Origin of the sequence: Micromonospora aurantiaca ATCC 27029 (genome assembly GCF_000145235.1) — a bacterium.
In the GTDB taxonomy this organism is placed as follows: Bacteria; Actinomycetota; Actinomycetes; order Mycobacteriales; family Micromonosporaceae; genus Micromonospora; species Micromonospora aurantiaca.
In genome coordinates, this window is sequence record NC_014391.1 from 4,628,293 (window position 1) to 4,652,528 (window position 24,236).

The 24,236-nt window shown below is 71.6% G+C and carries 26 protein-coding genes; 8 read left to right on the forward strand and 18 right to left on the reverse strand.

Going from position 1 to position 24,236, the window contains the following annotated elements:
- Positions 1 to 122 precede the first annotated feature (122 nt).
- A complete protein-coding gene (locus tag MICAU_RS20325; RefSeq protein WP_013287219.1) occupies positions 123 to 794 on the forward strand; it encodes an IS5 family transposase in 672 nt (223 codons plus the stop codon).
- Complete coding sequence (locus MICAU_RS20330) at positions 791 to 1,198, forward strand: hypothetical protein (RefSeq protein ID WP_013287220.1); 408 nt, start codon at positions 791 to 793, stop codon at positions 1,196 to 1,198. The genes MICAU_RS20325 and MICAU_RS20330 overlap by 4 nt, the downstream gene beginning before the upstream one ends.
- Here MICAU_RS20330 and MICAU_RS33685 read toward each other — a convergent pair.
- A complete protein-coding gene (locus MICAU_RS33685; protein ID WP_425311434.1) occupies positions 1,179 to 1,751 on the reverse strand; it encodes a DUF6283 family protein in 573 nt (190 codons plus the stop codon). The two genes, MICAU_RS20330 and MICAU_RS33685, sit on opposite strands and share 20 nt — an antisense overlap.
- Here MICAU_RS33685 and MICAU_RS20340 point away from each other — a divergent pair.
- A complete protein-coding gene (locus tag MICAU_RS20340) occupies positions 1,662 to 2,357 on the forward strand; it encodes a pentapeptide repeat-containing protein (RefSeq protein WP_041799059.1) in 696 nt (231 codons plus the stop codon). The genes MICAU_RS33685 and MICAU_RS20340 overlap by 90 nt on opposite strands.
- Positions 2,354 to 2,986, forward strand: coding sequence for a pentapeptide repeat-containing protein (locus tag MICAU_RS20345; protein WP_013287223.1), 633 nt, complete (start codon positions 2,354 to 2,356; stop codon positions 2,984 to 2,986). Before MICAU_RS20340 ends, MICAU_RS20345 begins: the two co-directional genes overlap by 4 nt.
- Here MICAU_RS20345 and MICAU_RS20350 read toward each other — a convergent pair.
- The 4 genes from MICAU_RS20350 to MICAU_RS32505 form a co-directional block, all read right to left on the reverse strand.
- A complete protein-coding gene (locus MICAU_RS20350; RefSeq protein ID WP_013287224.1) occupies positions 2,961 to 4,664 on the reverse strand; it encodes a carbamoyltransferase C-terminal domain-containing protein in 1,704 nt (567 codons plus the stop codon). The two genes, MICAU_RS20345 and MICAU_RS20350, sit on opposite strands and share 26 nt — an antisense overlap.
- Entirely contained in the window at positions 4,657 to 6,030 is a 1,374-nt protein-coding gene (locus tag MICAU_RS20355) for a B12-binding domain-containing radical SAM protein (RefSeq protein WP_013287225.1), read from the reverse strand. The genes MICAU_RS20350 and MICAU_RS20355 overlap by 8 nt, the downstream gene beginning before the upstream one ends.
- Positions 6,018 to 7,241 (reverse strand): radical SAM/SPASM domain-containing protein, encoded by a 1,224-nt coding sequence (locus MICAU_RS20360; protein WP_013287226.1) that lies wholly within the window; start codon positions 7,239 to 7,241, stop codon positions 6,018 to 6,020. Before MICAU_RS20360 ends, MICAU_RS20355 begins: the two co-directional genes overlap by 13 nt.
- 91 nt (positions 7,242 to 7,332) lie before the next feature.
- Positions 7,333 to 7,509: a hypothetical protein gene (locus MICAU_RS32505; protein WP_013287227.1), complete on the reverse strand. Its 177-nt coding sequence runs from the start codon at positions 7,507 to 7,509 to the stop codon at positions 7,333 to 7,335.
- Between the two features lie 162 nt (positions 7,510 to 7,671).
- On the opposite strand from MICAU_RS32505, the gene MICAU_RS20370 reads away from it, so the two are divergent.
- Positions 7,672 to 8,997, forward strand: coding sequence for an NsdA family TPR-like regulatory protein (locus MICAU_RS20370; RefSeq protein WP_013287228.1), 1,326 nt, complete (start codon positions 7,672 to 7,674; stop codon positions 8,995 to 8,997).
- A gap of 75 nt (positions 8,998 to 9,072) precedes the next feature.
- On the opposite strand, the gene MICAU_RS31540 is transcribed toward MICAU_RS20370, so the two are convergent.
- The 13 genes from MICAU_RS31540 to MICAU_RS20435 form a co-directional block, all read right to left on the reverse strand.
- The gene (locus MICAU_RS31540) at positions 9,073 to 9,579 is read right to left on the reverse strand and encodes a hypothetical protein (RefSeq protein WP_013287229.1); all 507 of its coding nucleotides are present in this window, start codon (positions 9,577 to 9,579) and stop codon (positions 9,073 to 9,075) included.
- Positions 9,580 to 9,743: 164 nt separating this feature from the next.
- On the reverse strand, positions 9,744 to 10,382 hold the full coding sequence (locus MICAU_RS20380) for a GNAT family N-acetyltransferase (protein WP_013287230.1): 639 nt from the start codon (positions 10,380 to 10,382) through the stop codon (positions 9,744 to 9,746).
- Positions 10,383 to 10,513: 131 nt separating this feature from the next.
- Positions 10,514 to 11,428, reverse strand: a complete 915-nt coding sequence (locus MICAU_RS20385) for a hypothetical protein (RefSeq protein WP_013287231.1) — start codon at positions 11,426 to 11,428, stop codon at positions 10,514 to 10,516.
- 11 nt (positions 11,429 to 11,439) lie between these two features.
- Positions 11,440 to 12,195 carry a class I SAM-dependent methyltransferase gene (locus tag MICAU_RS20390; RefSeq protein WP_013287232.1) on the reverse strand — a complete coding sequence of 252 codons (756 nt, stop codon included), beginning with the start codon at positions 12,193 to 12,195 and terminating at the stop codon, positions 11,440 to 11,442.
- A gap of 31 nt (positions 12,196 to 12,226) precedes the next feature.
- Positions 12,227 to 12,655 (reverse strand): hypothetical protein, encoded by a 429-nt coding sequence (locus MICAU_RS20395; RefSeq protein ID WP_013287233.1) that lies wholly within the window; start codon positions 12,653 to 12,655, stop codon positions 12,227 to 12,229.
- Positions 12,656 to 12,791: 136 nt separating this feature from the next.
- Positions 12,792 to 14,312: an ATP-binding cassette domain-containing protein gene (locus MICAU_RS20400; protein WP_013287234.1), complete on the reverse strand. Its 1,521-nt coding sequence runs from the start codon at positions 14,310 to 14,312 to the stop codon at positions 12,792 to 12,794.
- A complete protein-coding gene (locus MICAU_RS20405) occupies positions 14,309 to 15,187 on the reverse strand; it encodes a branched-chain amino acid ABC transporter permease (RefSeq protein WP_244879636.1) in 879 nt (292 codons plus the stop codon). The genes MICAU_RS20400 and MICAU_RS20405 overlap by 4 nt, the downstream gene beginning before the upstream one ends.
- Before the next feature lie 116 nt (positions 15,188 to 15,303).
- Positions 15,304 to 16,182, reverse strand: a complete 879-nt coding sequence (locus MICAU_RS20410) for a branched-chain amino acid ABC transporter permease (protein WP_013287236.1) — start codon at positions 16,180 to 16,182, stop codon at positions 15,304 to 15,306.
- A gap of 31 nt (positions 16,183 to 16,213) precedes the next feature.
- Positions 16,214 to 17,029 (reverse strand): class I SAM-dependent methyltransferase, encoded by an 816-nt coding sequence (locus MICAU_RS20415; RefSeq protein ID WP_013287237.1) that lies wholly within the window; start codon positions 17,027 to 17,029, stop codon positions 16,214 to 16,216.
- A 19-nt stretch (positions 17,030 to 17,048) separates the two neighbouring features.
- A complete protein-coding gene (locus MICAU_RS20420) occupies positions 17,049 to 18,389 on the reverse strand; it encodes an ABC transporter substrate-binding protein (protein ID WP_013287238.1) in 1,341 nt (446 codons plus the stop codon).
- Entirely contained in the window at positions 18,386 to 19,015 is a 630-nt protein-coding gene (locus MICAU_RS20425; RefSeq protein WP_013287239.1) for an FAD-binding protein, read from the reverse strand. Before MICAU_RS20425 ends, MICAU_RS20420 begins: the two co-directional genes overlap by 4 nt.
- A 16-nt stretch (positions 19,016 to 19,031) precedes the next feature.
- A complete protein-coding gene (locus MICAU_RS20430; protein WP_013287240.1) occupies positions 19,032 to 19,442 on the reverse strand; it encodes a roadblock/LC7 domain-containing protein in 411 nt (136 codons plus the stop codon).
- On the reverse strand, positions 19,442 to 21,970 hold the full coding sequence (locus tag MICAU_RS20435) for a sensor histidine kinase (RefSeq protein ID WP_396854297.1): 2,529 nt from the start codon (positions 21,968 to 21,970) through the stop codon (positions 19,442 to 19,444). Before MICAU_RS20435 ends, MICAU_RS20430 begins: the two co-directional genes overlap by 1 nt.
- A gap of 499 nt (positions 21,971 to 22,469) precedes the next feature.
- Between MICAU_RS20435 and MICAU_RS20440 the strand changes: the two genes are divergently transcribed.
- From MICAU_RS20440 to MICAU_RS32510, 3 genes are all read left to right on the forward strand, one after another.
- Positions 22,470 to 23,357 (forward strand): helix-turn-helix domain-containing protein, encoded by an 888-nt coding sequence (locus tag MICAU_RS20440; RefSeq protein ID WP_013287242.1) that lies wholly within the window; start codon positions 22,470 to 22,472, stop codon positions 23,355 to 23,357.
- A complete protein-coding gene (locus MICAU_RS20445) occupies positions 23,354 to 23,572 on the forward strand; it encodes a DUF397 domain-containing protein (protein WP_013287243.1) in 219 nt (72 codons plus the stop codon). Before MICAU_RS20440 ends, MICAU_RS20445 begins: the two co-directional genes overlap by 4 nt.
- Positions 23,573 to 23,776: 204 nt before the next feature.
- On the forward strand, positions 23,777 to 24,205 hold the full coding sequence (locus MICAU_RS32510; protein WP_157547416.1) for a hypothetical protein: 429 nt from the start codon (positions 23,777 to 23,779) through the stop codon (positions 24,203 to 24,205).
- Positions 24,206 to 24,236 lie beyond the last annotated feature (31 nt).

A 24,236-nucleotide genomic window follows, 5' to 3' on the forward strand; every position in this document is an offset into this window, starting at 1 on the left:
TGATCTATGCCTTGAGTCCGATTGAGTAGCCTTCGGTGGTCTCGTTTGTAGGTTGATGTCTCTCGATGCGGGAATGTGAGGGGCGGTCGTGACCGCCGAGCGGTAGCGGCGTTGGGTCGGTCATGGGTGATCGGAAGCCGTACCCCAGTGACGTCACCGATGCGCAGTGGGCGCTGATCGGGCCGTTCCTGCGGGCGTGGAAAGCCAGGCGGGTCTCAGCGTCGGGGCATCAGGGTGACTACGACCTGCGGGAGATCGTGAACGCGATCCTCTACCAGAACCGGACGGGTTGTCAGTGGACGTACCTGCCGCATGACCTGCCGCCGAAGTCGGCGACCTACTACTACTTCGCGCTGTGGCGCGACGACGGCACGGACCAGGCGATCCATGATCTGCTGCGGTGTCAGGTGCGGGAGAAGGCCGGCCGTCGTGAGGATCCGACCGCGGTCGTGTTGGACAGCCAGTCGGTGCGGGCCGCGAATCATGTGCCCGCGGCCACGACCGGCAAGGACGTCGGCAAGAAGGTGTCCGGCCGCAAGCGTGGCCTGGCCGTGGACGCCCTGGGGTTGATCATCGCGGTCGTGGTGACCGCGGCGTCGGTCACCGACTTCGTGCCGGTCCGCAAGCGGTGGATCGTAGAACAAACCTGCGGCACTTTGATGCTGCACCGTCGTCTCGTCCGCGAGTACGAGAGCCGCCCAGAATCGGCGGTATCCCGGACGTTGTGGGCGTCGATGGCGACCATCGTGCGTCGGCTGACCGGCTCCAGCACCCCGTCCTGGCGGCACCGGTGAACCTCACCGTGATTCTCGACCTGATCACCGCACGCGAAGCCACCGCCAGTCAGGCCGCCGGCCGGCTGCGCGAGCAGATCACCGCCCTCACCGCCGACCTCACCCGCATCGAGGGCGAACTGGCCGCACTGACGACCACCCGCACCACCCTGAACGCCCTCACCGCCGCCGAGTTCATCGCCGACGACCCGACCATCGCCAGCGCCCCCTACCAGCAGATCCTGGACGTCCTCACCACCGCGCCCGCCGGCATGCGAGCCAAAACCATCTGCATCGCACTCGACGTCGAGCCCTCACCGAACCACGTCGAGAGCACCCGCGCGAAGCTGAAACGAATGGTCAGCCGCAACATCCTGACTGAAGACGAACCCGGCGTATTCACCCTCATCTCGAAACGGACCTAACCCTGCGAACCGCCCTCTGACGCGGCGTCAGGGCGGCCGGGTCGATCAGGCCCCAGGCGATGCCGAGCCGGGCGATCGGGTGCTCCGCCCCGTGCGCCGCGAGCCACCCGGCGCACAGGTGCGCGTTGTCGTTCGGGATGCGGTGGCAGGCGAACATGGTCCCGAGCGCTGAGAGCGGGTCACCGTCGACCGGCTTCCCGAAGTCGGGCTCCCCCGGCACGGTCCCGGCTAGGTACTCGCGGAGGTTGGGATATCGGTAGCGGCGCGCGTTGTCCTTCCGCCACGGGCAGGACGGGCACGGCCACGAGCACGCCTGGACCGCGACGAGTGCGCCGACGCGGACCCGGGCCACCGTCGGCGCGGTGTGTGCCCCGTACGCCAGGCCGTCGCGGGTTGTACCTGACGTTCGACTCGCGGTCCAGCGGTGCCTGCAGATCGACCGAGGGTCTTTAGAGTAGGGGGCATGGCTGCGCGTCGATCGTCTGTGACACGTTCCTCTGCTGTTCGTGCTCGCGAGCCGCGAAAGCCGGTGCCGCCTGCGGAGGTGCGCCATTTTGAGGCGGCGGAGTTGGAACCGGAGGCGGAGCTGGAGGCGTCGGCGTTCTACGGTTCCCAGCTTGCGGGACAGGATGCGTTGTCGGTGTCGTTTTCCCAGTGCCGGTTTCAGGGCGCGGACCTTTCTGAGTGCCGGTTGGATCGGGTGTCGTTGACCGATTGCCTGCTGAAGGATTCGAATCTGGCGAATCTGCGCGCTGATGGTGGCGGGTTGACGCGGGTGCGGATCACGGAGTGCCGGCTGACGGGCCTCGTGTGGGCTGACGGCGTGGTGCGGGATGTGTCGGTACGCGAGTGTCGCGCTGACCTGTCGGCGTGGCGGATGACGACGTTCGACGCGGTGGAGTTCGTGGGCTGCAACCTCACTGGCGCGGACTTCACGAATGCTGATCTGCGCGGCGCGTCGTTCCGTGATTGTGATTTGACCACGGCGGTATTCCATCACGCCGACATGGCCGGTACGCGGTTCCGGGGCTGCAACCTCGCAGGCGTCGGTGATCTGTCAAACTGGCGGGGCGCGATCGTTCATTCTACTGATCTGATCAGTTTGTCTTTCGGCCTTGCTCGGGCGGCAGGCATTTCCATTGAGGATGAACAGTCATGACGTCGACCCGACGGGTATCGGCCCGGCAGGTGGTTACGGTTGCTGATTGGCCGTCGCCGAACGCGGATGCGGATGGGGCGGATTCGTTCGTGGGTCTGCGGTATGAGCAGGCCACCATCCGGGAGATCGATCTGTGCGGCGCGAGGCTCAAGGACTGCGTTTTCGAGTCGTGCACGTTCACCGCTGTCCGGTTCAATTGTGTCCGCGCTGAGGGTGTGGCATTTACCGGCTGCCGGTTCGCGGGCTGCAACTGGTGGGATGCGGAGTTGCCGGACTGCACGCTGACCGGGTCGGTGTTCGACCGGTGCAACCTGTCCGGTGTGGAGGTTACGGGCGGGGACTGGTCGGACGTCGAGCTGCTGGGCGCGGACTTGAGTACCGCGGAGTTCGTCCGGGTGCGGATGCGGGGAGCGAATCTCAGCGGTGCCCGGTGTCAGGGTGTGGTGATGCGGGATGTGGACCTGTCCGGTGCGAGCGTGCGGGAGGCGGACTTCGCTCGCGCGGACCTGCGGGGCAGCGTGTTGACCGCGTTCGACCCGCGGGAGGTGCAGCTGCGAGAGGCGATCATCACGGCCGATCAGGCGGTGGATATCGCGATGAGCCTCAGCATGTCGATACGGGTTTCGTGACGAGGTACGGGCCGAGTTGGAGGCAGGCCAGGTCGGAGCGCAGGAGCACGGTGACGGCGTCGGCGGCGGTGCGGGCGATGGGGTGGCCGTGCAGGTTCAGCGAGGTGTTGAGCAGCACGGCCCGGCCGGTGCGGGTGTGGTAGGCGCGCAGGATCGCGGCGAGGCCGGTGGCGTTGTCGTCGTCGACGATTTGGGGGCGGCAGCTCAGGTCGGCTGGGTGGATCGCGGCGATCATGTCGGTGGCGGCGTCCGGTTGGGTGTCGAAGCCGAGCATCATGTGGGGGCTGCGGAGCCCGTCGGGGTTGCGGATGTAGCGGTGCTGGTGGCTGCGCAGGAGCGCGGGCGCGAACGGCATCCAGAAGTCCCGCTGTTTGATGAGCTGGTTCAGTCGTCGGGGGATGTCGGCGTCGGCGGGGTTGGCGAGGATGGAGCGGTTGCCGAGGGCGCGGGCGCCGTATTCCATGCGGCCGGCGCAGCGGGCGACGATCTGTCCGTCGGCCAGCAGTCCGGCTACCACGTCCTCGATGCGGCCGGGTTCGTGCAGGTGCAGGCCGGTGCCGGCGACCGCCTGCTGGGCGTCGTCGCGCGTGATGTCGTCGCCGAGGTAGCAGTCGGTCAGCGGGCGCACGCTGTGGTGGCCTTGGGTGGCGGCGAGGTGGTGGTAGACGGCGCCGAGCGGGAGGCTTTCGTCGCCGCAGGACGGGAACGCGGCGAAGGTGTCGACGCAGTCCAGAGCGGCGATGCGCTGGTTGAGCTTGATGTTCATGAAGACGCCGCCGCCGGCGAGGACGTCTCGGATGCCGGTGGCGGTGACGGCGTTGCGGACCCATCGGGTGAGCAGGTGCTCGGTGAACAGTTGCAGGCCGGCGAACAGGTCGTCGAAGCGTCGGCCTCGCAGGTGTTGTTCGATGTCGGGCCAGGCCCGCTCGATGCTGACGGTGGTGGTGCGGTGCAGCCGCAGGCCGGTGGGGTCGAGACGGAGGTAGGTGTGCAGGATGTCGGCGACCTGCCGGGCCCGGTCGGGGCGGGCGTAGGGGGCCATGCCCATCAGCTTGTACTCGTCCTCGTGCGGGGTGAACCCGGCGGCGTGGGTGAACCAGAACCACAGCAGGCCGATGGAGTTGCGCATGTCGGTGCGGGCGATCTCGGTACGGTGCCCGGCGGTCCAGGTGGAGACGGTCGCGCAGGCGCCGTCACCGAACCCGTCGCAGGTCAGCACGAGATAGGGCCGGTCGGGGTCGGTGCGCAGCCCGTAGTAGGCGGCGGCGCCGTGCGCGGTGTGGTGGTCGACGTAGGTGACCCTCGCGCCGGTGAGGCCGTCGCGGCGCAGCAGCTCGGTGACCCGCTGCGGCAGCGCGCCGGGCGCGGCGGCCAGCAGGTGGTCCTCACTGTCGGCCAGGGCCGGCTGCCGGTGGAAGGCGGCGAGGCGGCGCAGCCATTCGTCGCGGGGGCAGTGGTCCACCGGTCCGGAGCGGCTGCCGTAGACGACTTCGGTGACGTCGCCGGGGTCGGCGCCGACCGCGTGCAGGCAGGCGGCGACGGCGTGGTGCGGGAAGCCCATGTAGCCCTTGATCCCGGTCAGGCGTTCCTCCTGCACGCAGTGCGTGAGGTGCCCGTCGACAGCGATGGCGGCGGTGGCGTTGGCGCCGCCGTGGATGCCGAGCAGCAGATCACCCATGGCAGGCGGCCTCCCGGTTGACGGTGTCGGTGAGCCAGGCCCACTCGGCGATCTTGAGTTGGGCGAGCCGGTCCAGGCTGCCGGGGTCGGCTTCGTGCAGGCCGGCGAGCACCGGCGCCGCGGTGGTGGCGAACCAGTCGGTGAGGGCGTCGGCCACGGCGGCGGCGGCCGGGTCCGCGATGGTGAACGCGCGGTGGAACGGCGCGGTGATGAGCAGCCCGTCGGCGGCGGTCTGCCGTTCGATGACGGTGCCGGGGATGACCTCCAGGCGGCTGCGGGCCATGAAGTGCGGGATCCGGTGACGGCCGAAGCGGTCCAGGGCGTCCAGCTCGGTGCGAAGCCCGTCGAGGGTCTGCCAGGGATGCCACAGGATGTAGCTGGCCACGGTCGTGACCGCGGCGTCGTCGGCGGCGGCCACCACCTCCCGCAGGTGGGTGAGGTCCTGACGTTTGCCGTAGATGCGGTGCAGGGTGTCCGGGTTGAACGACTCCACGCCGATGAGCATGGTGCGGACCCCCGCGTCGGCGAGCACGCCGACGGTGTGCGGGTCGAGGGTTTCCGCGCGCACGCTGATCGCGAACGTGAGCGTGCCCGCGAGCCCGGCCGCCCGCAGGCGGTCGCGTAGCTCGGCGGCGCGGCGGGCGCACTCTCGGCGGGTGCCGCCGAAGTCGGAGTCCGAGAACGCGAACGTCGTCGCACCGATGGCCTGGTGCAGGTGGGCGATGTCGTCCACCACCTGGGCCATGGGCAGGTCCCGCCAGCCACCGCCGGGCAGGTCGGCGTTGTAGGCGCAGAACGTGCAGCGGGACCGGCAGCCGCGGCTCGCGGCCACGGACACCACCGAGTCGGCGCCGTAGGGCAGGTCGGCGGCGGTGAGCGACCGCAGCGACGTGTAGACCGCCAGGTGCGCGCGCAGGTGCGTGAGGAGCCCGGCGACGAACGGGTCGGCCGCGACGGTGGTGGGACCGGCGACGACGTGGTCGACTGCGCCGTGCGCCATCAACTCCCCGGCGGCGGACACCGCCAGAGGCCCGACGCCGATGACGGTCAGCCGAGGGTGCCGCAGCCGGGCGGCCACTAGTTCGTCGGCGATGCCTCGCAGCCGGGGCCCGTACGCGTCCGAGGTGAACAGGTGCACCACGAGCACGTCGAACCCGGCGGCGTCGGCGAGGGTGCTGGCCAGGGTCGCGGCGGGCCGGCCCCGGTAGTAGGCGTCCAGCACGACGCTGTCGTAGCCGGCGGTGCGCAGGGACGCCTGCACCGCGAGGGCGTCACCGTCGACGTGGCGCTGTTTGAACCCGGACTCGTACAGCGTCGGCGCCCACACCAACACCCGCGCCTGGCCGGGGCCGGTCACCGCGGGCATGGCGCCTCGCATCGCCGGCACGGCGTGGCCGTCTCGCCGCGGAACTGCTCCCATACCGCCGCGCCGAACCACATGGTGTCCAGGTCGTCGGTGAGGAGGTTCCCGGCCCGCAGGGACCGGTTCTCCACGCCGAAGATGCACGGGTAGACGTCACCGCGCTGGTCGACGGCGAAGCCGATGCTGCCGCTGCCGCACCCCTGGTCCGGACTGATCGTCTCGATCTCCACCGCGTACGCCTCGGCCAGGCGCTGGCACTGCGGCAGCAGCACGGTCAGGATCGTGGCGTCGTCCAAGGTCACCGCCGGGTTGGAGCGCCCGACCGGTTTCTGCGGGAAGAACTTGAACCGGCGTACCCCGACGCCGAGCCCGGCCTGCACGACCTGTTCCAGTTCGCCCAGGTTGACGCGGTTGACCACGGTGTTGATGACGACCTCGGTGAACTCGCCGAGCGCCCGGATGCCGGCGAGGGTCTTGGGCCAGGAGCCGGGCGCGCCCCGGATCATCTCGTGCGTGGCGGCCTGCCCGCCGTCCAGCGACACCTGCACCGGGGACACCCGCAGATCGCGTAGCCGCTCCAGCCGGCCGGCGTTGAGCACCGTGGCGTTGGTCGACACCCCGAAGCCCAACCCCCGGCCGATGATGTCGGCCGCCAGGTCGAAGAACCCCGGCAGGAGCAGACTCTCCCCGCCGGTGATGTAGACGTCCGGCACGCCGTAGTCGTCGAGCCGGCGGATGATCTCGTGCCACTGCTCCACGGGCAGCAGGAACGGGTCCGCTTTCGGCCCGCCGGAGCAGTAGCAGTGCAGGCACTTCTGGTTGCAGACCGTGAACGGTTGCAGGTGCACCCAGAACGGCTTGAGCACCGGTGACCGGGGCCGGGCCGCCTCCGCTTCGTCGGCGACCGCATGGACACGCGCGTCGGTGAGCGGCTCAGCCGGCGCGTCGGCCGAGGTGAGCACGCCGGCCGCATGCAGCTCCCCGAGGATGGTGTGCCACCGGGAGGCGTCGAGACCGAAGCGATCGGCCAGCGCGGTCTGCGCCTGCTCCGGGTACTGCGGGGTGAGCGGCTCGCGGGCCAGCAGTGCGACCCCGGCCGCCGCGCCGGGCAACTCGAAGAAGCGTCGGGGCTGGGTGGTGCTCCACGCGAGAGCGCCGAAATGCTCGTGGCGAAACCGCAGGTCCGCCATCCGCAGCGCGGAGGGAAGTGTCATCACCAGGTGCCTCCCAGAGTGAGGGCTGCCGGCCCGCGGCGGGGCCGCGAGCCGGCAGCCATCTCGGACCGTCGATCGGGAACGGACGGTTCTACTGCGCCGGCGTCACGGTGGGGATCTCGCCGCCGCCCTGGGCGATGGTGCCGGTGTAGGTCTTGCAGCCCAGCGCGAGCGTCGCCTGCGCCACGGAGGAGAACTGCCGGACCTGGTCGGAGCGGCCGGTGGTCGGAACGCCCGCCGCGGAGGCGGTGGAACTGGTGGAGGCCATAGCCCTGCCTTCCTGAGAGGATTGCAACGACAGGAGCCACTACATCCCAGCCAACCCGCGGCGCGTAACCCTACGAGGGGGGCACCACTACGGGGGGTCACGCGGCCGGGGTGATCGGCGGTATATTCCATCGATTAGCGTCCGCGTCCATTGAGGAGCCTCGTGGAGTCGTCGGCGGCAGGTCGTGTCCTACCCCGCCGGCTGCTCCGCGACCCCATCGTGGTGCGCGCCCTGCGGGACCGCTCCTTCGACGCGGTCTTCGCCGCCGCGAAGGCCGCCGGCATGAGCTTCAACGCCATCGCCGGTGCGACGGGGCTGAAAGCCGAGCGCATCAGCCTGGTCGCCCGCGGAGAAGCGCGCATCACCGCCCTCGACACCATCGAGCGCATCGCCGACGGCCTGCGCATCCCGGGTGCCATGCTGGGCCTTGCCGCGCGATCCTGGGAAAGCGGCACCGACGCCGAGCCGCAGACCGCGAGGGAGGATGAATCCATGCATCGACGTGAACTCCTGCGGACCAGCCTCGCCGCCGGCCTGACTGCCACGCCCCTCAACCATCTCACCGACGTGCTGGCCAGGGCCGACCACGCGCTGGCCGCCGCAGGCCCGGCCGACCTCGGACGGCTGGAAGCGGCGACCGAACAGCACAGCTACGGCTACGGCGGGCGAGCACCCACCGACGTCCTGGCCGACCTGATCGCCGACTTCGCCGACGCCGTCCCCCTGCTCCAACGCCCTCAGCCAGCCGCGGCCCGCATCGCCCTGACGCGGATCATGGGGCAGCTCGGCGGCATGGCAGCCGTCGTGCTGCACGACCTCGGCAACCGCCGCGAAGCCGACAGCTGGTTCGCCACAGCGGCACGCTCAGCGCAGGAGTCCGGCGACCGGACCCTGCACGCCTGGATCCTCGCCCGCAAGGCCATGGTGCCCCTGAACTTCGGCGCCCCCCACGCCGCCGCGGCCCTCGCCGAACAGGCCCGGCACATCGCCGGCACCAGACCCACCGCCGCCGCCACCCTCGCAGCCGCGGTCACCGCACGCGCCTACGCACTGGCCGGCCGCCGCGACAAGGCAGACTCCGCGCTACGCGACGCAGACCACCTCGCCGGCAAGCTGCCCGAGAGCGAACGCGCCGACACCTGGTTCGGCCACTGCGAACAGAAACACCACGTCCACCTCTCCCACGCCCTGACCGCCCTCGGCGAAACACACCGCGCCCGCGAAAGCCAAGCCCACGCCCTTGCCCTATCCGCTCCCACCAGCACCCTGACCCGCACCCTGCTCCGACTGGACGCCGCTACCTGCCAACACCGCGACGGACACACCATCGACGCCTGCCACGCCGCCACCGCAACCCTGCTGGACGTCCCCGCTCGCTACCGCACCGGCCTCACCCGCCGCCGCGCCGTCGACCTCTACCGCAGCATCCCCGCCGACCTACGCACGACATCAGCAGCACGACGACTCGCCGACGCCCTCGCCGCATGACCTCCTGCCACATCCCGTGAAGCTCAGCCAGGTTGGCTCGACCGGCTGAGCACCGCATCAGCCCCGTACCAGCGGTCACCACGGCGCGTCCAGGTCGGACAGCAGCAAGATCCGGTCGCCCAGGCGCAGGCCGCCGGCGGGACCGCTGGTGGTGGTGAGCGCGGCGACCAGGTTGCGGTAGCGGGCGGCGGATTGGCGGGGACGGTGGTCGGCGAGCAGCGCGGCGGCGGCGACGCCGAGCGCGCGGATCGTCGTCGGATGGCCCGGGCCGCGGTCGCGGTGGCGGTGGCTGCGGGTGTGCGCCCAGCCGGCCCAGGCAGCCGCGACCGCGGGGTGGCCGGTGCCGGTGAGGGCGTGGGCGTAGAGGACGGCGGCGTCGAGAGCCTCGGCGGTGACCGCGTGGCCGCTCAGCTGCGCCAGCGCAGGCCGCAGCAGCGTGGCGACGTCGTGGAGACGGCCGGCGGCGGCCAGGTCCTCGGCCCGGTCGATGATCGCGCACACCGGCTTCTCTGCTGGTGCCGCCGCACTGCCGCCGGCGGCAGCGGTGACGGTGGTGCGGGCGCGCTGGTGCCCGGCGCCCATGGTGGTCCTCTTCGTCAGGGCGGGGGTGTGGCAGGCGGCGACGGAGCGGGGACGCGCGGATCGCCGCCCGCGACGCCGGCGGTGCGCCCTTCCCGGTGCGGAGGGACGGTCGCCCCGACTGACTGGTGGCCGCGCCTGGTCCATGGTGGCTGCGGCACCCGGCGTCAGACCTGTGAGCATCGCTGGCGACCGACCGGGTGGAGCACGGCGGCGGCCTCGCGTCGGCCGGGGCGCCGGATCATCGGTTGAATGGCCACGCCGCCGGCCGGGCGCACCATGCTGTGGTCAGTGTGGTAGCCGGCCTGGGTGAGGAGGCGTTGCCCGGCGGGGAGGGTGAGAGTCCAGGACGGCAGATCGATGAGGTCGAGCCGGCAGCGCAGGTGTTCCATCAGCGCCCGGCCCCGACCGGTCCGCTGGTGGGTGGGGCGCACAGCCAGGTAGGCGAGGTGGTAGTGCGCCGTGGTCGGCTGCCGGCTGTCCATGATGTCGTCCAGGACACGGAAGCGTTCGACGTGCGGGCCGGCGGCCGTGGCCAGGCGCGTGCTGTAGTCGGCCGGTGGTGGCACCGGCCCGTACTGGTGGAAGCAGACGGCCGCGGCGGTGACGTCGCTGGTGACGTGCACGTCGCCGTAGAACAGGGCGTGTTCGACCCAGATGGCGGCGACATCGGCCAGGACCCGGCCGCGCTGCTCCTCGTCCGGGACCAGCCACGCGGCGATGGCAGTGGGCTGCAGGGCCTCGGCGATCACCGCGGCGACAGCGTCTTTCTCCGCCCATCGGGCGCCCCGGATTCGATCCGTCACCTCATGCTCCTTGCTGCTGGTCGTCGTGCGGGGTGGGGTGGCCGGCGGCAGGGAACGGGGAACCCGCTGCCGCCGGGCCACAAGGGATCGGCCGCCGCCCCACCCCCTGGGCGCGGCGGCCGGCCGGCTTGTCAGCGCGGGCGGGTCACGGCTGCGGCGGTGCTGGATGAGACAGAGCTGCCGGTGCTGCGCGTGCGGCCGTGCTCCAGCACGAGGGTGGAGGAGTGCAGGCCGGGTCGGCGCCCGCCGTTGATCCATTCGGTCGCGGCGAGCAGGTCGCCGGTGGCCGGGTCGATGAGCAGCGTCGAGGTGGATCCGTCCGCGACGACCTGGAAGGCGAGTCCGGTCCGGCCGGCGAGGTCAGTGGTCGTGCCCTGGTAGGTGAGGTGGGCAACCGCCGCCAGGACGCGCAGGGTCGTCGCGCGCTGCCGCGGATCGAGGTGTTGGCTGGCGGCCAGCCCGACGATGCCGCTGGTCAGGATCCTCGGGTAGGCGGGCTCGCCGGCCAGCGCGGGCGGCGCGAGCAGTCGGGTCAGCTCGCGGGGGTCGGCCGGGATGTCTCCGGGCAGGTAGGGGTGCAGTTGACCGATGCCGTGTTGCACTGTGTGCGGCGTGGCCCGGCTGAGTTCCTGGCGGTCCCCGGGGGTGGGCTGGTGGTCGAGGCCGCGCAGGTCCGGTGCCCGGCGGATGGTCTCGCGGCCGGAGCCGTCCGCGTCGAGCCGCCAGCGCCGCACGTCGGTGCGGACGATCGTGGTACTCGCGCGTGCCCAGCACTGGAGATGCAGGTAGGTGTAGGGCAGTCCGTCGGTGGTGTCGGCGGGGGCGGTGCTGATGGTGTCGGCGATCAGGTTCAGGCGCTGCTGGGCGGTGAGCCCGGCAGCGGTGGCGGCCGGAGCTGGTGCGGCGGCCGGCGGCGAGGAGGCGGGCGGGCTGGCGTCCGGTCCTGCAGTGGCGGTGTCGGCGGGCTGGCAGGCGGTGAGCAGGATGAGGGCGGCACCGAGGAGCGCGGCACAGCGGCGGCGGGCGGGCAGGTGCGGGTGGGTCATGGTTCGTGCCTTCAGCAGGTGCCCTTGCGGGCGTGGATGGCCCTGCGCTCATACGAGGCCAGGAGTACACGGGTGTCGGTCATGAGATTGGCGAACCGGTCGGCGTCGGCGTCGCTGATGCTCAGGCGGGGCCGCAGGTGGGTGACGATGTCCGCGAGCAGGCGGCAGCCGGCGCCGCCTCCGGTCCAGGTTTCGGTGGCGGTGTGGGTGCAGTGCTGCACCATGCGGTGGCTCATCAGCAGGGTTTCGGGGTCGGCGGTCCAGGTCGTTCCGTCGGGGCCGGCGACAGTGCGGTGGACCTGCTGCATGACGGAGCGGATCAGGGCTGCGGACTCGTCGTCGGGGGCCCGGTAGATGCGGGGTGGGGTGGGGGTGATGTCGGCGAGGACGAGCCAGCCGCCCAGGCTCAGGCGGGTGATCATCTGTTCGATCAGGTCCGCCGGGTCCCGCAGGCCGCCGTGGGGCCAGCGGGCGAGGATGTAGTCGTAGCCGCCGGCGTGGCCGGGCACCGGGTCACGGTTGACGTCCAGCTGGTGGACGGTGATGACGGCGGTGCCGGTGAGGTGGCGGGTGTCGGCGTCGACGGCGGTGACGGACCCGTAGCGGCCGACGATGTCGGCCAGGCGGGCGGTGATCTCGCCGATGCCGGCGCCGATCTCCAGCACCCGCTGGTTGGTTCTGATGGCGAGCCGGTCCAGCTCCGCGTGGATGCTCGGGTTGAGCAGCTCGTGGATCGGCCCGGGATGGCCCGGCAGCGTGGTGGTCATGGTGTTCCTCCGGGTTGGCGCGGTGTCTCGGTCAGGGCTGGTAGACGGCGGTGGCGGCGGGTTGGGGATGCCAGCGCAGATCAACGCGGCGTGGTGTGTGGACCAGGGCGTGGTCGACCAGGCGGAGCAGGTGTTGGCGCAGGTCGGCCCGGGTCGCTTGGTGCCACCGCTGGTAGGTGATGAAGGGTCGTTCGGTGGCGGTGCGCCGGTCGTGGGCGGCGGCGTGTCCGACGACGAGGGCCTCCAGGTGCTGCGCGTCGTTGAGGGTGAAGCAGAAGCAGACGTAGAAGCGCCGGCGTGCGCAGGTGTAGGGCTGGAGTGTCAGCCAGCAGGTGGTGCAGGCGGCCAGGTCGGTGAGCAGCCACAGGCTGGTGTCATCGTCGCCGGTCACGGTGTCACCGGCCGGTTGGTGGCGGGTGGGGTGGTTGGCGACGGTGTTCGGGTCAGCGTCGCCAACCACCCACCACCGCCGCCGGCAGCCGGATTGGTGGTGCGGGCGGCGGTGTCCACCCGGTGCGGCCGGGCCGCCGCGGCGGGTGGACGGTGGCGAGGCTCGGGGGCGGCCTCGCCGGGTCGGTGCTGACCGCTGGTCGTGGTCATGACGGTGCCGGTGTGGTGGTCGGGACGGTGAGCAGGTCGTGCAGGTCGGTGGGGTACTCGCGGATGTCGGCGGTGGCGATGCGGCGGATGATGCGGGCCCGGTCGAGCACCGCGATGTCGTGCGCGACCTGGCAGGCCAGGGCGAGGTTCTGCTCGGCGAGCAGGACCGCGGCGCCGTCGTCGGCTAGGGCGGTGATGATCGCCGCGAGTTGCCCGACGACGGCGGGGGCGAGTCCTTCGGACGGCTCGTCGAGCAGCAGCACGTCCGGGGTGGCCAGCAGCGCGCGGGCCAGGGCGAGCATCTGCTGTTCGCCGCCGGAGAGCTGGTGGGGCTGGTGGTGGCGTCGCCGCGCGAGGGCGGGGAACAGGTCGAGCACCTGGCGGGCGTCGACCGTGCGGGGGCGGGTGGGGTGCGGCCGGGGCAGGGCGAGGTGTTCGTCGACGGTGAGTCCGGCGAACAGGCGGCGGCCCTGGGGAACGAGGCCGATACCGGCGCGGGCGCGGCGGCGGGTGTCACGCCCGGCCAGGTTCTGCCCGTGCAGGAGGATGCCGGTGCCGGGCTGGCTCGGGTGCAGGCCGGCGATGGTGTTGATCAAGGTGGTTTTGCCGGCGCCGTTGCGGCCGACGACCGCGGTCACCCGCCCAGCCCGCACGTCGAGGGTGACGTCGGTGAGCACCGGCGCCCCGGTGTAGCTCGCTTGCAGGTGGCGCACGCGCAGGACCGGCGTCCCGGCCACGGCCGCCACGTCCGCCGTGGTGGCCGAGTTGTCCGATGGGAGGCTGGTGGGTGCGTCGGCACCGAGGTAGACGCGGCGCACGTCGGCGTGCTCGCGGACCTGCGCGGGAGTGCCGGTGGTGATGTGCTGGCCGTGGTGCAGCACGGTGACGGTGTCGGCGACCGAGGCGACGAAGTCGAGGTTGTGGTCGACCAGCAGCACGGTGATGTCGTCCGGCAGCGTCCGGATCAGCTCGGTGAGGCGGGTGATCTCGCCGGTGGCCAGGCCGGCGGAGGGTTCGTCGAGCAGCAGCAGCCGCGGCCGGGCGGCGAGCGCGACGGCAATCTCCAGGCGGCGTTGGTCGCCGTAGGCGAGCTGGCCGGCGGTCCGCTCGGCGTGGCCGGTGAGGCCGACCTGGGCCAGCGCCGTGTGAGCGGCGGTCACCGCGTCCGGCTGCGGGCGTAGGGCGGTGAGGCGTTGTCCGGGCACGGCGAGCAGCACGTTCTGCACGGCGGTGAGCGGCCTGGCCAGGGCCGGGTGTTGCCAGGTGCGGGCGATCCCGGCGCGGGCCCGGCGGTGCGCCGGCCAGCGGCTGATGTCGTGGCCGGCGTAGAGGATGCGGCCGGTGGTGGGGCGCAGGGTTCCGGCGACGAGGTGCAGCAGCGTGGACTTGCCGGCGCCGTTGGGGCCGATGACCGCGTGCCGGACCCCGGCCGGCAGGTCGACGCTGACGTCGTCGACCGCCCGTCGGGCGCCGTAGGCGCGGCTGAGCGCTTCCAGGCGCAGGAGCGCAGCGGTCATGTCCGCCTCCCGGGCAGTCGGGTGGTGAGGCCGGCGAGGCGGTGCCGGGGCAGGTAGGCCAGCAGCAGGAACGCCAGGCCGAGCAGGGTGGGGCCGTGGCCCCCGAGCAGTCCGCCGGCCCAATCCCGGGCCGCGACGAGGAGGACCGCTGCGGCGCAGGCGCCGGTCATGCTCCCGGAGCCGATGAGCGCGGCGGCCAGGGCCAGGGCGGAGACGCCCATGGCCGCGTCGGCGGGCGACACGTACCGGGTGACCGCGATCAGCAGGGCTCCGGCCGCGCCGGCGATGCCACCGGCGAGCACGTAGGCGGTGAGCAGCAGCCCGCCGGTGTGGTGCCCGGTCGCCTGCACCCGGGGTTCGTGGGCGGCGATACCGCGCAGCAGCAGCGCGAAGCGGCTGCGGACGGCAACGGCGACGGCGACGCCGATGAGCAGGGTGCAGGCCAGCACGTACAGGTACACCCAGCCGGGCTGCACCATCGACGGCAGACCGGGCAGCGCCACGACGGGCGGGGCGTGGACGCCCTCGCTGCCGCCCGGTGCCCACTGGTTCGCCGCGGCGTGCACGAGTTCACCCAGACCGAAGGTGACCATGAGGAAGGTGGTGCCCCGGGCCCGCACCGCCAGCAGGCCGGTGACCGCGGCGGCGATCGCGCCGGCGGCGGCAGCCGCGAGCAGTTGGACCGGGCCGAGGCTGGTCAGCGCCGCGACGCTCGCGGCGGTGTAGGCGCCGACGGTCAGGTAGGCGGCCTGGCCCAGCGGCGCCAGCCCGGCGAGCCCGGCCAGGAGCTGGGTGCTCATCGCGAGCACGGCCATGACCAGGGCGGTGGCGGCGAGCGAGATCAGGTAGGCGTTGACCAGCCACGGCAATCCCACCGCCGCCGCCAGAGCACCGGCCGCCGCCGTAGGCAACAGCCACGCTGGCCCGAACCGGGAGCGGCGGATCGGCGTCTGCGCAACGGCCGTGTCGGGGCTTGAGGTGAGGGTGGTGGTCATGCGGGCCGTCCCGGCAGGGCGGTGCGCCGGCGGATGGTGAGCGCGGCGAGCATCGCGGCAGCGAGAATGAACGCGGCAGCCCCAGGGACGAGAGCGACGCCGAGGGTGAGGATCTGCCCGACGCCGAGCGCGGCGAGCAGGGCGCCGCGGATGCTGCCGAGGCCGCCGACGACGCAGACGATCAGCGAGTAGACCAGTATCGTGGTGTCCACCCCCGGCGATGGGCCGATGACCGGAGCGCCGAGCGCCCCGGCGGTCACGGCGAGGACTCCCCCACCGACCACCACCCCGGTCCGGACGGCGCTGGTACGCAGGCCGGCGGCGGCGGCCATGCCCGCATCGGCGACCACCGCCCGCACGACCGCCCCGACCCGGGACCGCTCCACGAACCAGAACAGGGCCGCCACCACGGCGAGGCCGACGGCGATGAACCCCAGCCGGTAGACCGGGTACTGGTAGTCGCCCAGGGTGACCGACCCGGCGGCTGCCTGGGGCGGGTCGACCGAGCGCGGTTCGGCGCCGAAGATCGTGGTGAACTGGTCGGCGGCGATGTAGGCGATGCCGAGGGTGGCCAGCACCTGATCGAGGGGCCGGCCGGTCAGCGGGCGCACCGCCGCGGCCAGAACTGTACCCCCGAGCACGCCCACCAGCACGGCAGCCGCGAGGGCGAGGGCGAGGCCGGTCCAGCCGCCGTCGGCGAGGCGCCAGGCGAGGTAGGCGCCGGCGAGGTAGAGGGTGCCGTGGGCCATGCTGAACACCCCGGCCACGCCGACGATCAACGTCAGGCCGGCGGCGATGGTGAACAGCAGCAGCCCGTACGCGACACCGTTCAGCGCGGTGATCGTGTAGGCGTTGACGAGCCCGTTCACGCCCACGGCACTCCTCCTTCTCGTCTACAGGGGTTGGTCAGGCCGTCGTGGGGCGGCGGCCGACGGTGGTGTGCATCAGGTAGCCCGACAGCAGCAGCTCCGGGTCCATCAACACCTCCCGCAGCTCGGCCAGGTCCTCGCGGGTCATCCCGGCGTCGAGCAACTCGGCTTCGCGCTGCAGGGAGTTGGAGCGGTGCAGCAGGCAGATGCCGGTGCCGCCGCGCCACGACCGGGACTCGATATGACTCTCGACGTCGACCAGGCCCGCGGCCTGCATCGCCGCCGGCGCCCGCTTGGCCCAGCCCATGTCCGCCCCCCGCGATTCACCGAAGGCGAGCAGGCCGTCGTGGAAGCGCTCGATCAGCTCGGTGGCGCGGGGGCTGGGGCTGTGGCGGATCATGTCCCGCCAGGTGCAGTCCCAGTCCGCCACCACGAGCACCCCGCCCGGAGCGAGAGCCTCCACCAGCCGGGCGAGAACCTGCTCCCGCTCGGGCAGGTGCATCAGCACCAGCCGCGCCACCACCGCCTGCTGCGAACCCTCCAGCGTGAGGTGGCGGATGTCGCCGGCCCGGACGGTGATGGTGGGTCCGGCCGGGAGGTGGCGGGGGTCGAGGTCCACGGCGGTGACGTGCCCGCCCGGGGCCACCTGGTCGGACAGCCAGGCGGTCAGCGTGCCCGCCCCGGCGCCGACATCCGTGACGGTCCAGCCCGGCGCCACACCGGCGTCGGTCAGAACCCGGCGGGTGCCGGGGTCGAGGATCTCCCCGAGGAACCGCAACTGGTTTCTCGCCTCGTCGGTGGCGTTGTCGAACATGTACCCGGCGGTCTGCTTGCCGGTGGTGGTCGTGGTCATCGTGTCTATCCCTTCCGGGTCAGGAGCCGAGGGTGGTCAAGGTCTGTACGGTGCGGTTGACCCACACCTGCCCGTCCTGAGCGACCTCGCGCAGGTAGTACGCCTGCACCGGGGTGTGATTCGTCTGCCCGAACTGCCAGGCGCCCCGGGGCGAGTCGATCGACCCAACCCGCGACAGCGCCGCCGTCAGCGACCGCCCGGTCAGCCCCCCGCTCCCCCCGCCCACCGCGGCAGCCGAGGAGGACGCGGCGGTCGGGCTGGCCGTCGTGGAGCTGCTGGGCACCGGCGAGCCCGTGGTGGAAGGTGTAGCCGCCGGGGCGTCCGGGCGGGCGAGCGCCTCGGCGATCGCCTTGTCCAGCACGAGCGCCGCGTCCCACGCGCACACGTGGTAGAGATTCGGCAGCTTCCCGTCGTTGGCCGCCGTGTAGCGGCGCACGAAGTCCCGGTTCGCGGCGTTGTCCAGCGTGGTGGAGTAGTTCAGGGCGGTGTAGATGCCCTTCGCCTGCGGCCCCAGTGCCGTCAGTGGCGCGCCTTCGGTGAGGAACCCGGAGGCGTACAACGGCACGTCCACGCCGTACTGCCGGTACTGCTTGACGAACTCGACCGCGGAGGCGCCGGCGTAGAAGGTGTACACCGCCGCCGGAGCGGCCTGCTTGATCTTCGTCAGGTACGGGGAGAACTCCGTGGTCGGGGCCGGCGCCCACGGCGTCCACGTCGGCTTCCCGCCGGGGTTGGCCAGCTGGCCGCCGGCCTTGCGGAACGCGTCGACGAACCCGCCGATCTGGTCGTGGCCGCCGATGTAGTCCGGGCCGATCACCCATACCCGGCCCTCGCCCACCGTCTGCCGCAGGTAGCCCGCGATCGACGCGCCGGTCTCCTGACTCAGCCACGACGTCGACCACAGGTACGTCGGATCGGCGACCGTGGAAGGCCGGCCGCCGGTTCCGATCAGCGGCACCCGGGACTCCTTCAACAGCGGATACAGGGTCTGCACCGTGTCCGCGGTTCCCCCGCCGACGAGGGCGAGGACCTTGTCCTGCTCGATCAGCTTCCGCGCCGATGCCAGGGCGGTCGCCTTGCCTTCGCCCTCGTCGCCCTCGATCACCTTCACGGGTCGGCCGCCGAGCTTGCCGCCCAGCTTGTCCAGGGCCAGCCGCCACCCGGCGGCCTGGTCGTCACCGATCGCCTTGTAAGGGCCGGATCTCGGCACGATCAGGCCGATGCGGATCTCCTCGCCGCTGGTGTCCGCGCCGTCGAGGCTGGAGCCGGAGCATCCGGTGACGGCGAGCAGCACGGCGGTGACGGCGGCGGCGAGAGCCAGTCGCCATCGGGATCGGCTGGTGCTCTGGTGAGGGGTCACAGGGTTCCTTTCGTCGATCGGTTCTGAGGGATGCGCCGGCGCTGGCCGGCGTGGTCGGGGGCGATGAGGTGGCTCCGCGCGGTCAGGGGTGATGCCGGCGGCACAGCGTGAGGGAGGCAGCCGGTGTGCACGGCAGTGATGAGGTGCTCCAGGACAGCCAGGACGGAGGCCGGCTCGGTGGCGTCGCACGTCAACACCGGCACCTGCACGCTCACCCGCAGGGCATCGCGGATCTCGCGCCGGTTGCGCGCCCCGCCCAGCGGCCGGTTGATCGCGACCAGATACGGCAGACCGCAGGCGTCGAGCCAGTCCAGCACCGGATACGAGGCGGACGGCCCGGTCATGTCGACCAGCACCACGGCACCGACCGCGCCGCCGGCGAGCCGGTCCCACATCCACCACCAGCGCCGCTGATCGGGAGTGCTGCGCAGGGCGACGGTGACACCGCTGGACAGGGTGGCAAAGCCGATCTCCCACGCGCTGCCCGGCTGGCCCGCCAGCACCGCCTGGCCGTGACTGGCGGCCCGCAGGAAACAGGTCTTGCCTGCTCCCGGGCCGCCGGCCACCAGGACCGTGCCTACCGAGGTCCGGCTGCCGGTCACACCGGTGTCCTGATCCACGCTCATCACCGTCCGCATCAGGTCAGCCGGCTGCGCGCGGTCCCGGCTTGACCTGCTCACCGATCCGCGCCGCGAGCGCCGCCAGCTCATAGGCGACCTGGGACGGGTCACAGTCGGTGCGGGCCAGGGCCGCCAGCGAGGTTCCGTCGGGCACCTGCTGCACGACGAGGATCCCCTCGTTCATGGTGAGCATCTGGAACTGCACACCGCCGGTCTCCAGCAGGTCGGTGGCGCCGCGGGCCAGGCTGACCAGACCGGACACGATCGCGGCGAGCTGATCGCCCCGGTTCCGGTCCAGACCGGCGGTGCTGGCCAGCAGCAGCCCGTCGCCGGACACCGCGACGACGTGCGCCACGGCCGGCATCTGCCTGGCCAGACCGTCCAGCACGACCGACAGCTGGGGATTGCGGGGGGTGGCAGTGGTGACGCTCATCAGCGTTCTCCTGTCGAAAGGGGGGATATAGGAGGGGCAACAGACGCAGCCCGCAGACCGCGTAACGTGCCGGCGACCTGCGCCCGGATCGCCGCAGGATCGATCGGCGCGGAAGGCTCGGAGCCGGTGCGCTGCGTCGGCGACCCGCCTGGCACCACGTGCGCCTGCGGGCGACGTCGTGGCAGCCCGGACGCGGTACGCCCGTCAGTGGCCGGCTCGGCAGTGGACGCTGCGGCCTGCCATCCGTCGTCGGCCGCGGTACGGAACCCGCCGGGGCCCTCGTCGTTCTGCGGCCACAGCCACGGTGACCGGGCCGCCATCTCCCGGAACATCGGTGTGTCCGCCGGCCGGGCGCTGCCCGCGGGCAACGGGAGCGGCCGTCGCTCGCGGCGCACGAGCGGCAGCTCCATCGTCGCGTCCACCGGCGGTGACGGCACCACCGGGGACGGCTGGGTCGGGCCGGTCCAACCGGTGCCGGTCCGGGGCATCGACGGCGGCGGCGCCGGGGTGGGAGCCGGGCCGGCCGGCGGCCCGGGGGCCGGCTGGACGCGTCGCTGGATCTGGCTGGGCACGACGATCTCGCGCACGTGCACCCGGGTCACATACTCCGCTGGCACGGTCACCTCGGCTGTGATGCCGGTCGGCCGGGTCGGGGTCAGGCGCACCCGCACGCCGAACTCCGCGGCGAGGCGGGAGATCACGACCAGGCCCATCTGGTCGGTGACCGCGACATCCACCTCCGCGCTCGCCAGCAACGCGTTGGCGCGCTCCAACTGCGCGGAGGGCAGCCCCAGGCCGGCGTCCGCGACGAGGATCTGCACGTCACGCCCGGCCCACTCGGCGAACACCCGCACCTGGTCGGCGGAGAACCGGGTCGCGTTGTCCAGCAACTCCGCCAGGATCGACTTGACCGCGTCGACCGCGCGGGCGTCGATCTCAACCTCGACCAGCCGCCCCAGACTGATCCGGGCGAAGCCCTCGGTCTCCGACAACGCCGCGTTGATGAGGTCGCCGAGCTCCACCGGCTGCCGCTGCGTCTGGCCCGGGCCGCCGCCAGCCACGATCAGCAGGTTCGCGCCGTACCGCCGCAGCCGGGTCGCCTGCTGATCGGCGGCGAACACCCGCGCCAGCCGATCCGGGTCTTCCTCGTCGCGCTCAAGATCGTCGATGCTGCCCAGCAGTTGCTCCGTCAGCGCCTGTACCCGCCGCCCGACCGACGTGATCATCGCGCTCACCAGGGCGCGGCCCCGCGCCTGATCCACCGTCGCGTCCACCGCCGACCGCAGAACCCCATTGAAGGCATCCGCGACTCGGCCCACCTCATCCCGGCCGACCACCGGCACCGCCACGCCGCCAGCACCCTCGGCTAGCCGCTGCGCCTCCGCGGGATCCGACGTCGCCCGCAGCCGCCCGACCAGCGCCGGCAGCTCGACGTCGGCGACCCGCCGCGCGCCCTGCTCCAGCGTTGACAGCTGCCCGACCAGCGACCGCGCCACCCGCAACGCGGTGAACACGGCAACCACGAGCATCACCGTCAGTACACCGGCCTGGAGCACGGCAGAGCGGACCTGCTCCATCCACAGGTCATCGGCGGCATTCCCGATGTCGTCGTTCACGGCTGCCTGCACCTGGGCCAGCAGGTCCGCCCGGCTGGTCATCACCCGGCTCCACTGCTCGGCGCCACCCGCCAGCCGCACTGGCTCGTACACGCCCGTGCCCGACACCGCTCCGTCCAACCGCACGCCGGCCAGCACGTCCGGGCCGGTCAACGTCCGGCCCAGCAGCGCCCGCCACGACGGCCGCGCGAGACCATCAAACTCGCGTAGCGCCTCGTCCTGGCTCGATCGCGCGGCAACGACTTCGGCATGCAGCGCCGGAGTCAACCGGCGTGCCGCCACCGCCTGCAACACCGCCACCTGCTGCTGACCCACCGACTCGCGGGCCCGCGACAACGCCGCCGACGCCCGAATCTCATCCGCGAGTTCAGGTGTCACCCCGCTCTGCGCCACCGCAGGAAGCACGCTGTCGAGGTCCGCGATCACGATCCGGTAGCCGAACGCGACTGCCGACAGCGATACCAGCCCGTCGCCGCGCACCCGCTGCCGCTGAGCGGCCACATCCGCCAAGCTGGCGTCTGCTCTGACTAGCACCGCCCTCACGGACTCCGGGACGTCGTCAAGCCGGTCGCGCTGCTCGTGGAACCGCGATACCGCGCGATCCGTGTCCTGAACCGCACGCTCGAAGGCAGCTGGAGTGACTTTCGAGCCGGGCAGCAGCAGACCCACCGCAGCGTTCCGCTCGGCCTGAAGCCGCTGCGTCACCTCCGCGCCGGCCGTACTCGCGGCAAACATGTCACCGGCGCGCTGCGCAGCTCCAGCCTCCCGGACAGAAGCCCAGAGGCCGAACCCTGTCGAGAGCACCGCGGCCAATACGGTCGGCACGACAATCAGTGCCGCCTTGAGCCGAACAGGAAGGTCCGCCAACGGACGCGTCCTCGCGGCGATGCCTCGTCTCGCAGCGCTTTCCAAACCCGTCACCTCTGCCCTGATTCTGCTGGTATTCCAACGTGCTGCTGACCTTCACGAATCAGCCGGCCACTGCCAGAGTCCGGTTCGCAGGTGGCGCAACGAAGAGAACCACCGCACCGGCCACACCACCGTCGGGAAGTCCGATAAGTGACCATCCCGGCCAGCCAGCCGATAGCCAGACTGACCAGGACGGCAATCGCCGATAGCAACACAGCGGCACCGCCCGTCTGAGTGACCGTCAATACCGATCGGCAGTGGAACGCTCTAGCTGAACCATTAGTCATTCACCGAAATCATGCCGAGCAGAGGTCAGCGCTGGGAATACCCACTTCCGGTCCGACTTGGCATACCGACTTGCGGTCCGACCAGCACCTGGCCTGCGCAAACAGCGGCGGACCGCGCGCTAGCTCAGAGTCCACCAAGCGATAGCGGGGTTACAGTGAGCACACCCGACCGACTGCACCGTCGACCGGGGTTGCGTGGTCCCTGGAGGCTGCCGGTGAATCGCCCTAGTCCGTATGTCCGCCGACAATGGCTCGGACGTGAAGTCCGCCGACTGCGGGAGGAGCATGACATCACGAGCGAGTCGATCGCCCGTGCGCTGAGATTTTCGCGGCAGCAGATCAGCGCGCTGGAGAACGGGCATCTCGGCCCGGACATCGATCTTGTCAGCGGAATCTGTGACTACCTCGCGGTCGGTGTGAATCGGCGGGCCGCGATTATGGACGCCGCCGCCGATGGTTGGGCGCGTGGGTGGTGGGTGGCCGACGCACAACGGATGGGAAGCCGACAGGCCGTCTACGCGGATCTGGAAAGCGGCACCAAGACGCTAACCGAGTACGCCATTTCACTGATCCCCGGCCTACTTCAGACTCCCGCCTACGCCGCTGCGCGGCTTCGCAGCGAACCGGCCCGCCACGGCGACGGGTTCGATCCCGCTACCGCAGTCGCCGCCCGCGCTCGCCGTCAGAGCCTGGTGCTCGCTGCCGGCGGGCCGCGCTACGAAGCCGTCATCGACGAGAGCGCGATCCGGCGACGCGCCGCTGACCCCGTCGTCGTCGCGGAACAGCTTCGACACGTCATCGCCGTATGCACGAACCACCCATCCGTGGTCGTCCAGGTGCCGCCGTCCGACACGTCGATCACAGGTCACAGCGCGCCCCGGTCGGCGTACTCGCTCTACCGCTATCGCGATCCGCAGGGCTCACAGGCTGTCGCGGTCGACACCCTGACCCGCGACATCATTCACACCGATCCGGATGAACTGGACCCCTACGTGAGCCTGCACAGCCGACTCAAGGCCGCAGCGCTCGATCCCGCGTCAAGCATCCGTCTCCTCCGCGCCGCGGCAGAGAGTCTGGCACCCACCGAAGGAGCCTCGATATGACCACCCGGCCCAGCACCCAGTCCAGCTGGCGCAAGTCCAGTCACAGCGACGAGGGCAACTGCATCGAAGTCGCCGACACCCACGAACCGATCCTGGTACGCGACTCCAAGAACAGCGCCGGACCGGTACTGCGATTCGCCCCCGAGCAATGGCACACCTTCACACAGGCCGTACGTGATCACGGCTTCTCTACTCCGACGGCAAGCAAGCAGTAGCAGAGCACCTCGCGACACTGCATCTCGGGCGGCCGAGGCCGGGCCTTCCGGTCTCGCGACGCCACTCAAGGCCGCCTTGACTCTGCGTGATCCTGACGCCACGATGGCAGCAGCCAGCCGCGCGATGTCTACGGCCTCGACTGAGGGACGCCCGGTGAGTTCGCACGTCTACTTGAGTCCGGTTGGGTCCACGGGAGGGTGTCGGTGCCTCGTCATCCGGACACGCAGATCACGCCGAACGCACAGCTCGCCGACAAACGCGCGGGCTTGCCGTCACCGCGGCGCCCCGGACAGCGCATGTCCCGGACCGAGCTGGCCGACGCCGTGAACACCGCCCTGGATCAGCTCTACCCAGACCGCGACCTCACCGCCCAATGTGTCGACCACCGGTGGATCGGCAAGCTGGAACGCGGAGAACACCGATGGCCCAGCGAAGAACGGCGTGCCGCGCTACGACTCGTCCTCGGCGCCGCACGTGACACCGATCTCGGCCTCTACAGCCCACGGCGCACCAGTGCACCGGCTTCTGCCGACCACGCCCGCGAGGTCCCGAACACCCCTTCACTCACCGATGAGACTGCCGAGCCGCTAGCTGTAATGCCCATGAGGGTTGTTGACGGCGTGGCGGCTTGAGACGAGGCGAGACCTCCGGCGAGGTGTGAGG

What these genes read in the sequence shown, in the direction of transcription:
- MICAU_RS20430 (WP_013287240.1), bottom strand. Translation starts at nt 19,442, where the DNA reads ATGAGCGTCACCACTGCCACCCCCCGCAATCCCCAGCTGTCGGTCGTG.
- MICAU_RS20400 (WP_013287234.1), bottom strand. Translation starts at nt 14,312, where the DNA reads ATGACCGCTGCGCTCCTGCGCCTGGAAGCGCTCAGCCGCGCCTACGGC.
- MICAU_RS20360 (WP_013287226.1), bottom strand. Translation starts at nt 7,241, where the DNA reads ATGACACTTCCCTCCGCGCTGCGGATGGCGGACCTGCGGTTTCGCCAC.
- MICAU_RS20425 (WP_013287239.1), bottom strand. Translation starts at nt 19,015, where the DNA reads ATGAGCGTGGATCAGGACACCGGTGTGACCGGCAGCCGGACCTCGGTA.
- MICAU_RS20355 (WP_013287225.1), bottom strand. Translation starts at nt 6,030, where the DNA reads ATGCCCGCGGTGACCGGCCCCGGCCAGGCGCGGGTGTTGGTGTGGGCG.
- MICAU_RS20345 (WP_013287223.1), top strand. Translation starts at nt 2,354, where the DNA reads ATGACGTCGACCCGACGGGTATCGGCCCGGCAGGTGGTTACGGTTGCT.
- MICAU_RS20390 (WP_013287232.1), bottom strand. Translation starts at nt 12,195, where the DNA reads ATGACCACCACGCTGCCGGGCCATCCCGGGCCGATCCACGAGCTGCTC.
- MICAU_RS33685 (WP_425311434.1), bottom strand. Translation starts at nt 1,751, where the DNA reads ATGGCGCACCTCCGCAGGCGGCACCGGCTTTCGCGGCTCGCGAGCACG.
- MICAU_RS20415 (WP_013287237.1), bottom strand. Translation starts at nt 17,029, where the DNA reads ATGACCACGACCACCACCGGCAAGCAGACCGCCGGGTACATGTTCGAC.
- MICAU_RS20445 (WP_013287243.1), top strand. Translation starts at nt 23,354, where the DNA reads ATGACCACCCGGCCCAGCACCCAGTCCAGCTGGCGCAAGTCCAGTCAC.
- MICAU_RS32505 (WP_013287227.1), bottom strand. Translation starts at nt 7,509, where the DNA reads ATGGCCTCCACCAGTTCCACCGCCTCCGCGGCGGGCGTTCCGACCACC.
- MICAU_RS20340 (WP_041799059.1), top strand. Translation starts at nt 1,662, where the DNA reads ATGGCTGCGCGTCGATCGTCTGTGACACGTTCCTCTGCTGTTCGTGCT.
- MICAU_RS31540 (WP_013287229.1), bottom strand. Translation starts at nt 9,579, where the DNA reads ATGGGCGCCGGGCACCAGCGCGCCCGCACCACCGTCACCGCTGCCGCC.
- MICAU_RS20385 (WP_013287231.1), bottom strand. Translation starts at nt 11,428, where the DNA reads ATGACCCACCCGCACCTGCCCGCCCGCCGCCGCTGTGCCGCGCTCCTC.
- MICAU_RS20350 (WP_013287224.1), bottom strand. Translation starts at nt 4,664, where the DNA reads ATGGGTGATCTGCTGCTCGGCATCCACGGCGGCGCCAACGCCACCGCC.
- MICAU_RS20325 (WP_013287219.1), top strand. Translation starts at nt 123, where the DNA reads ATGGGTGATCGGAAGCCGTACCCCAGTGACGTCACCGATGCGCAGTGG.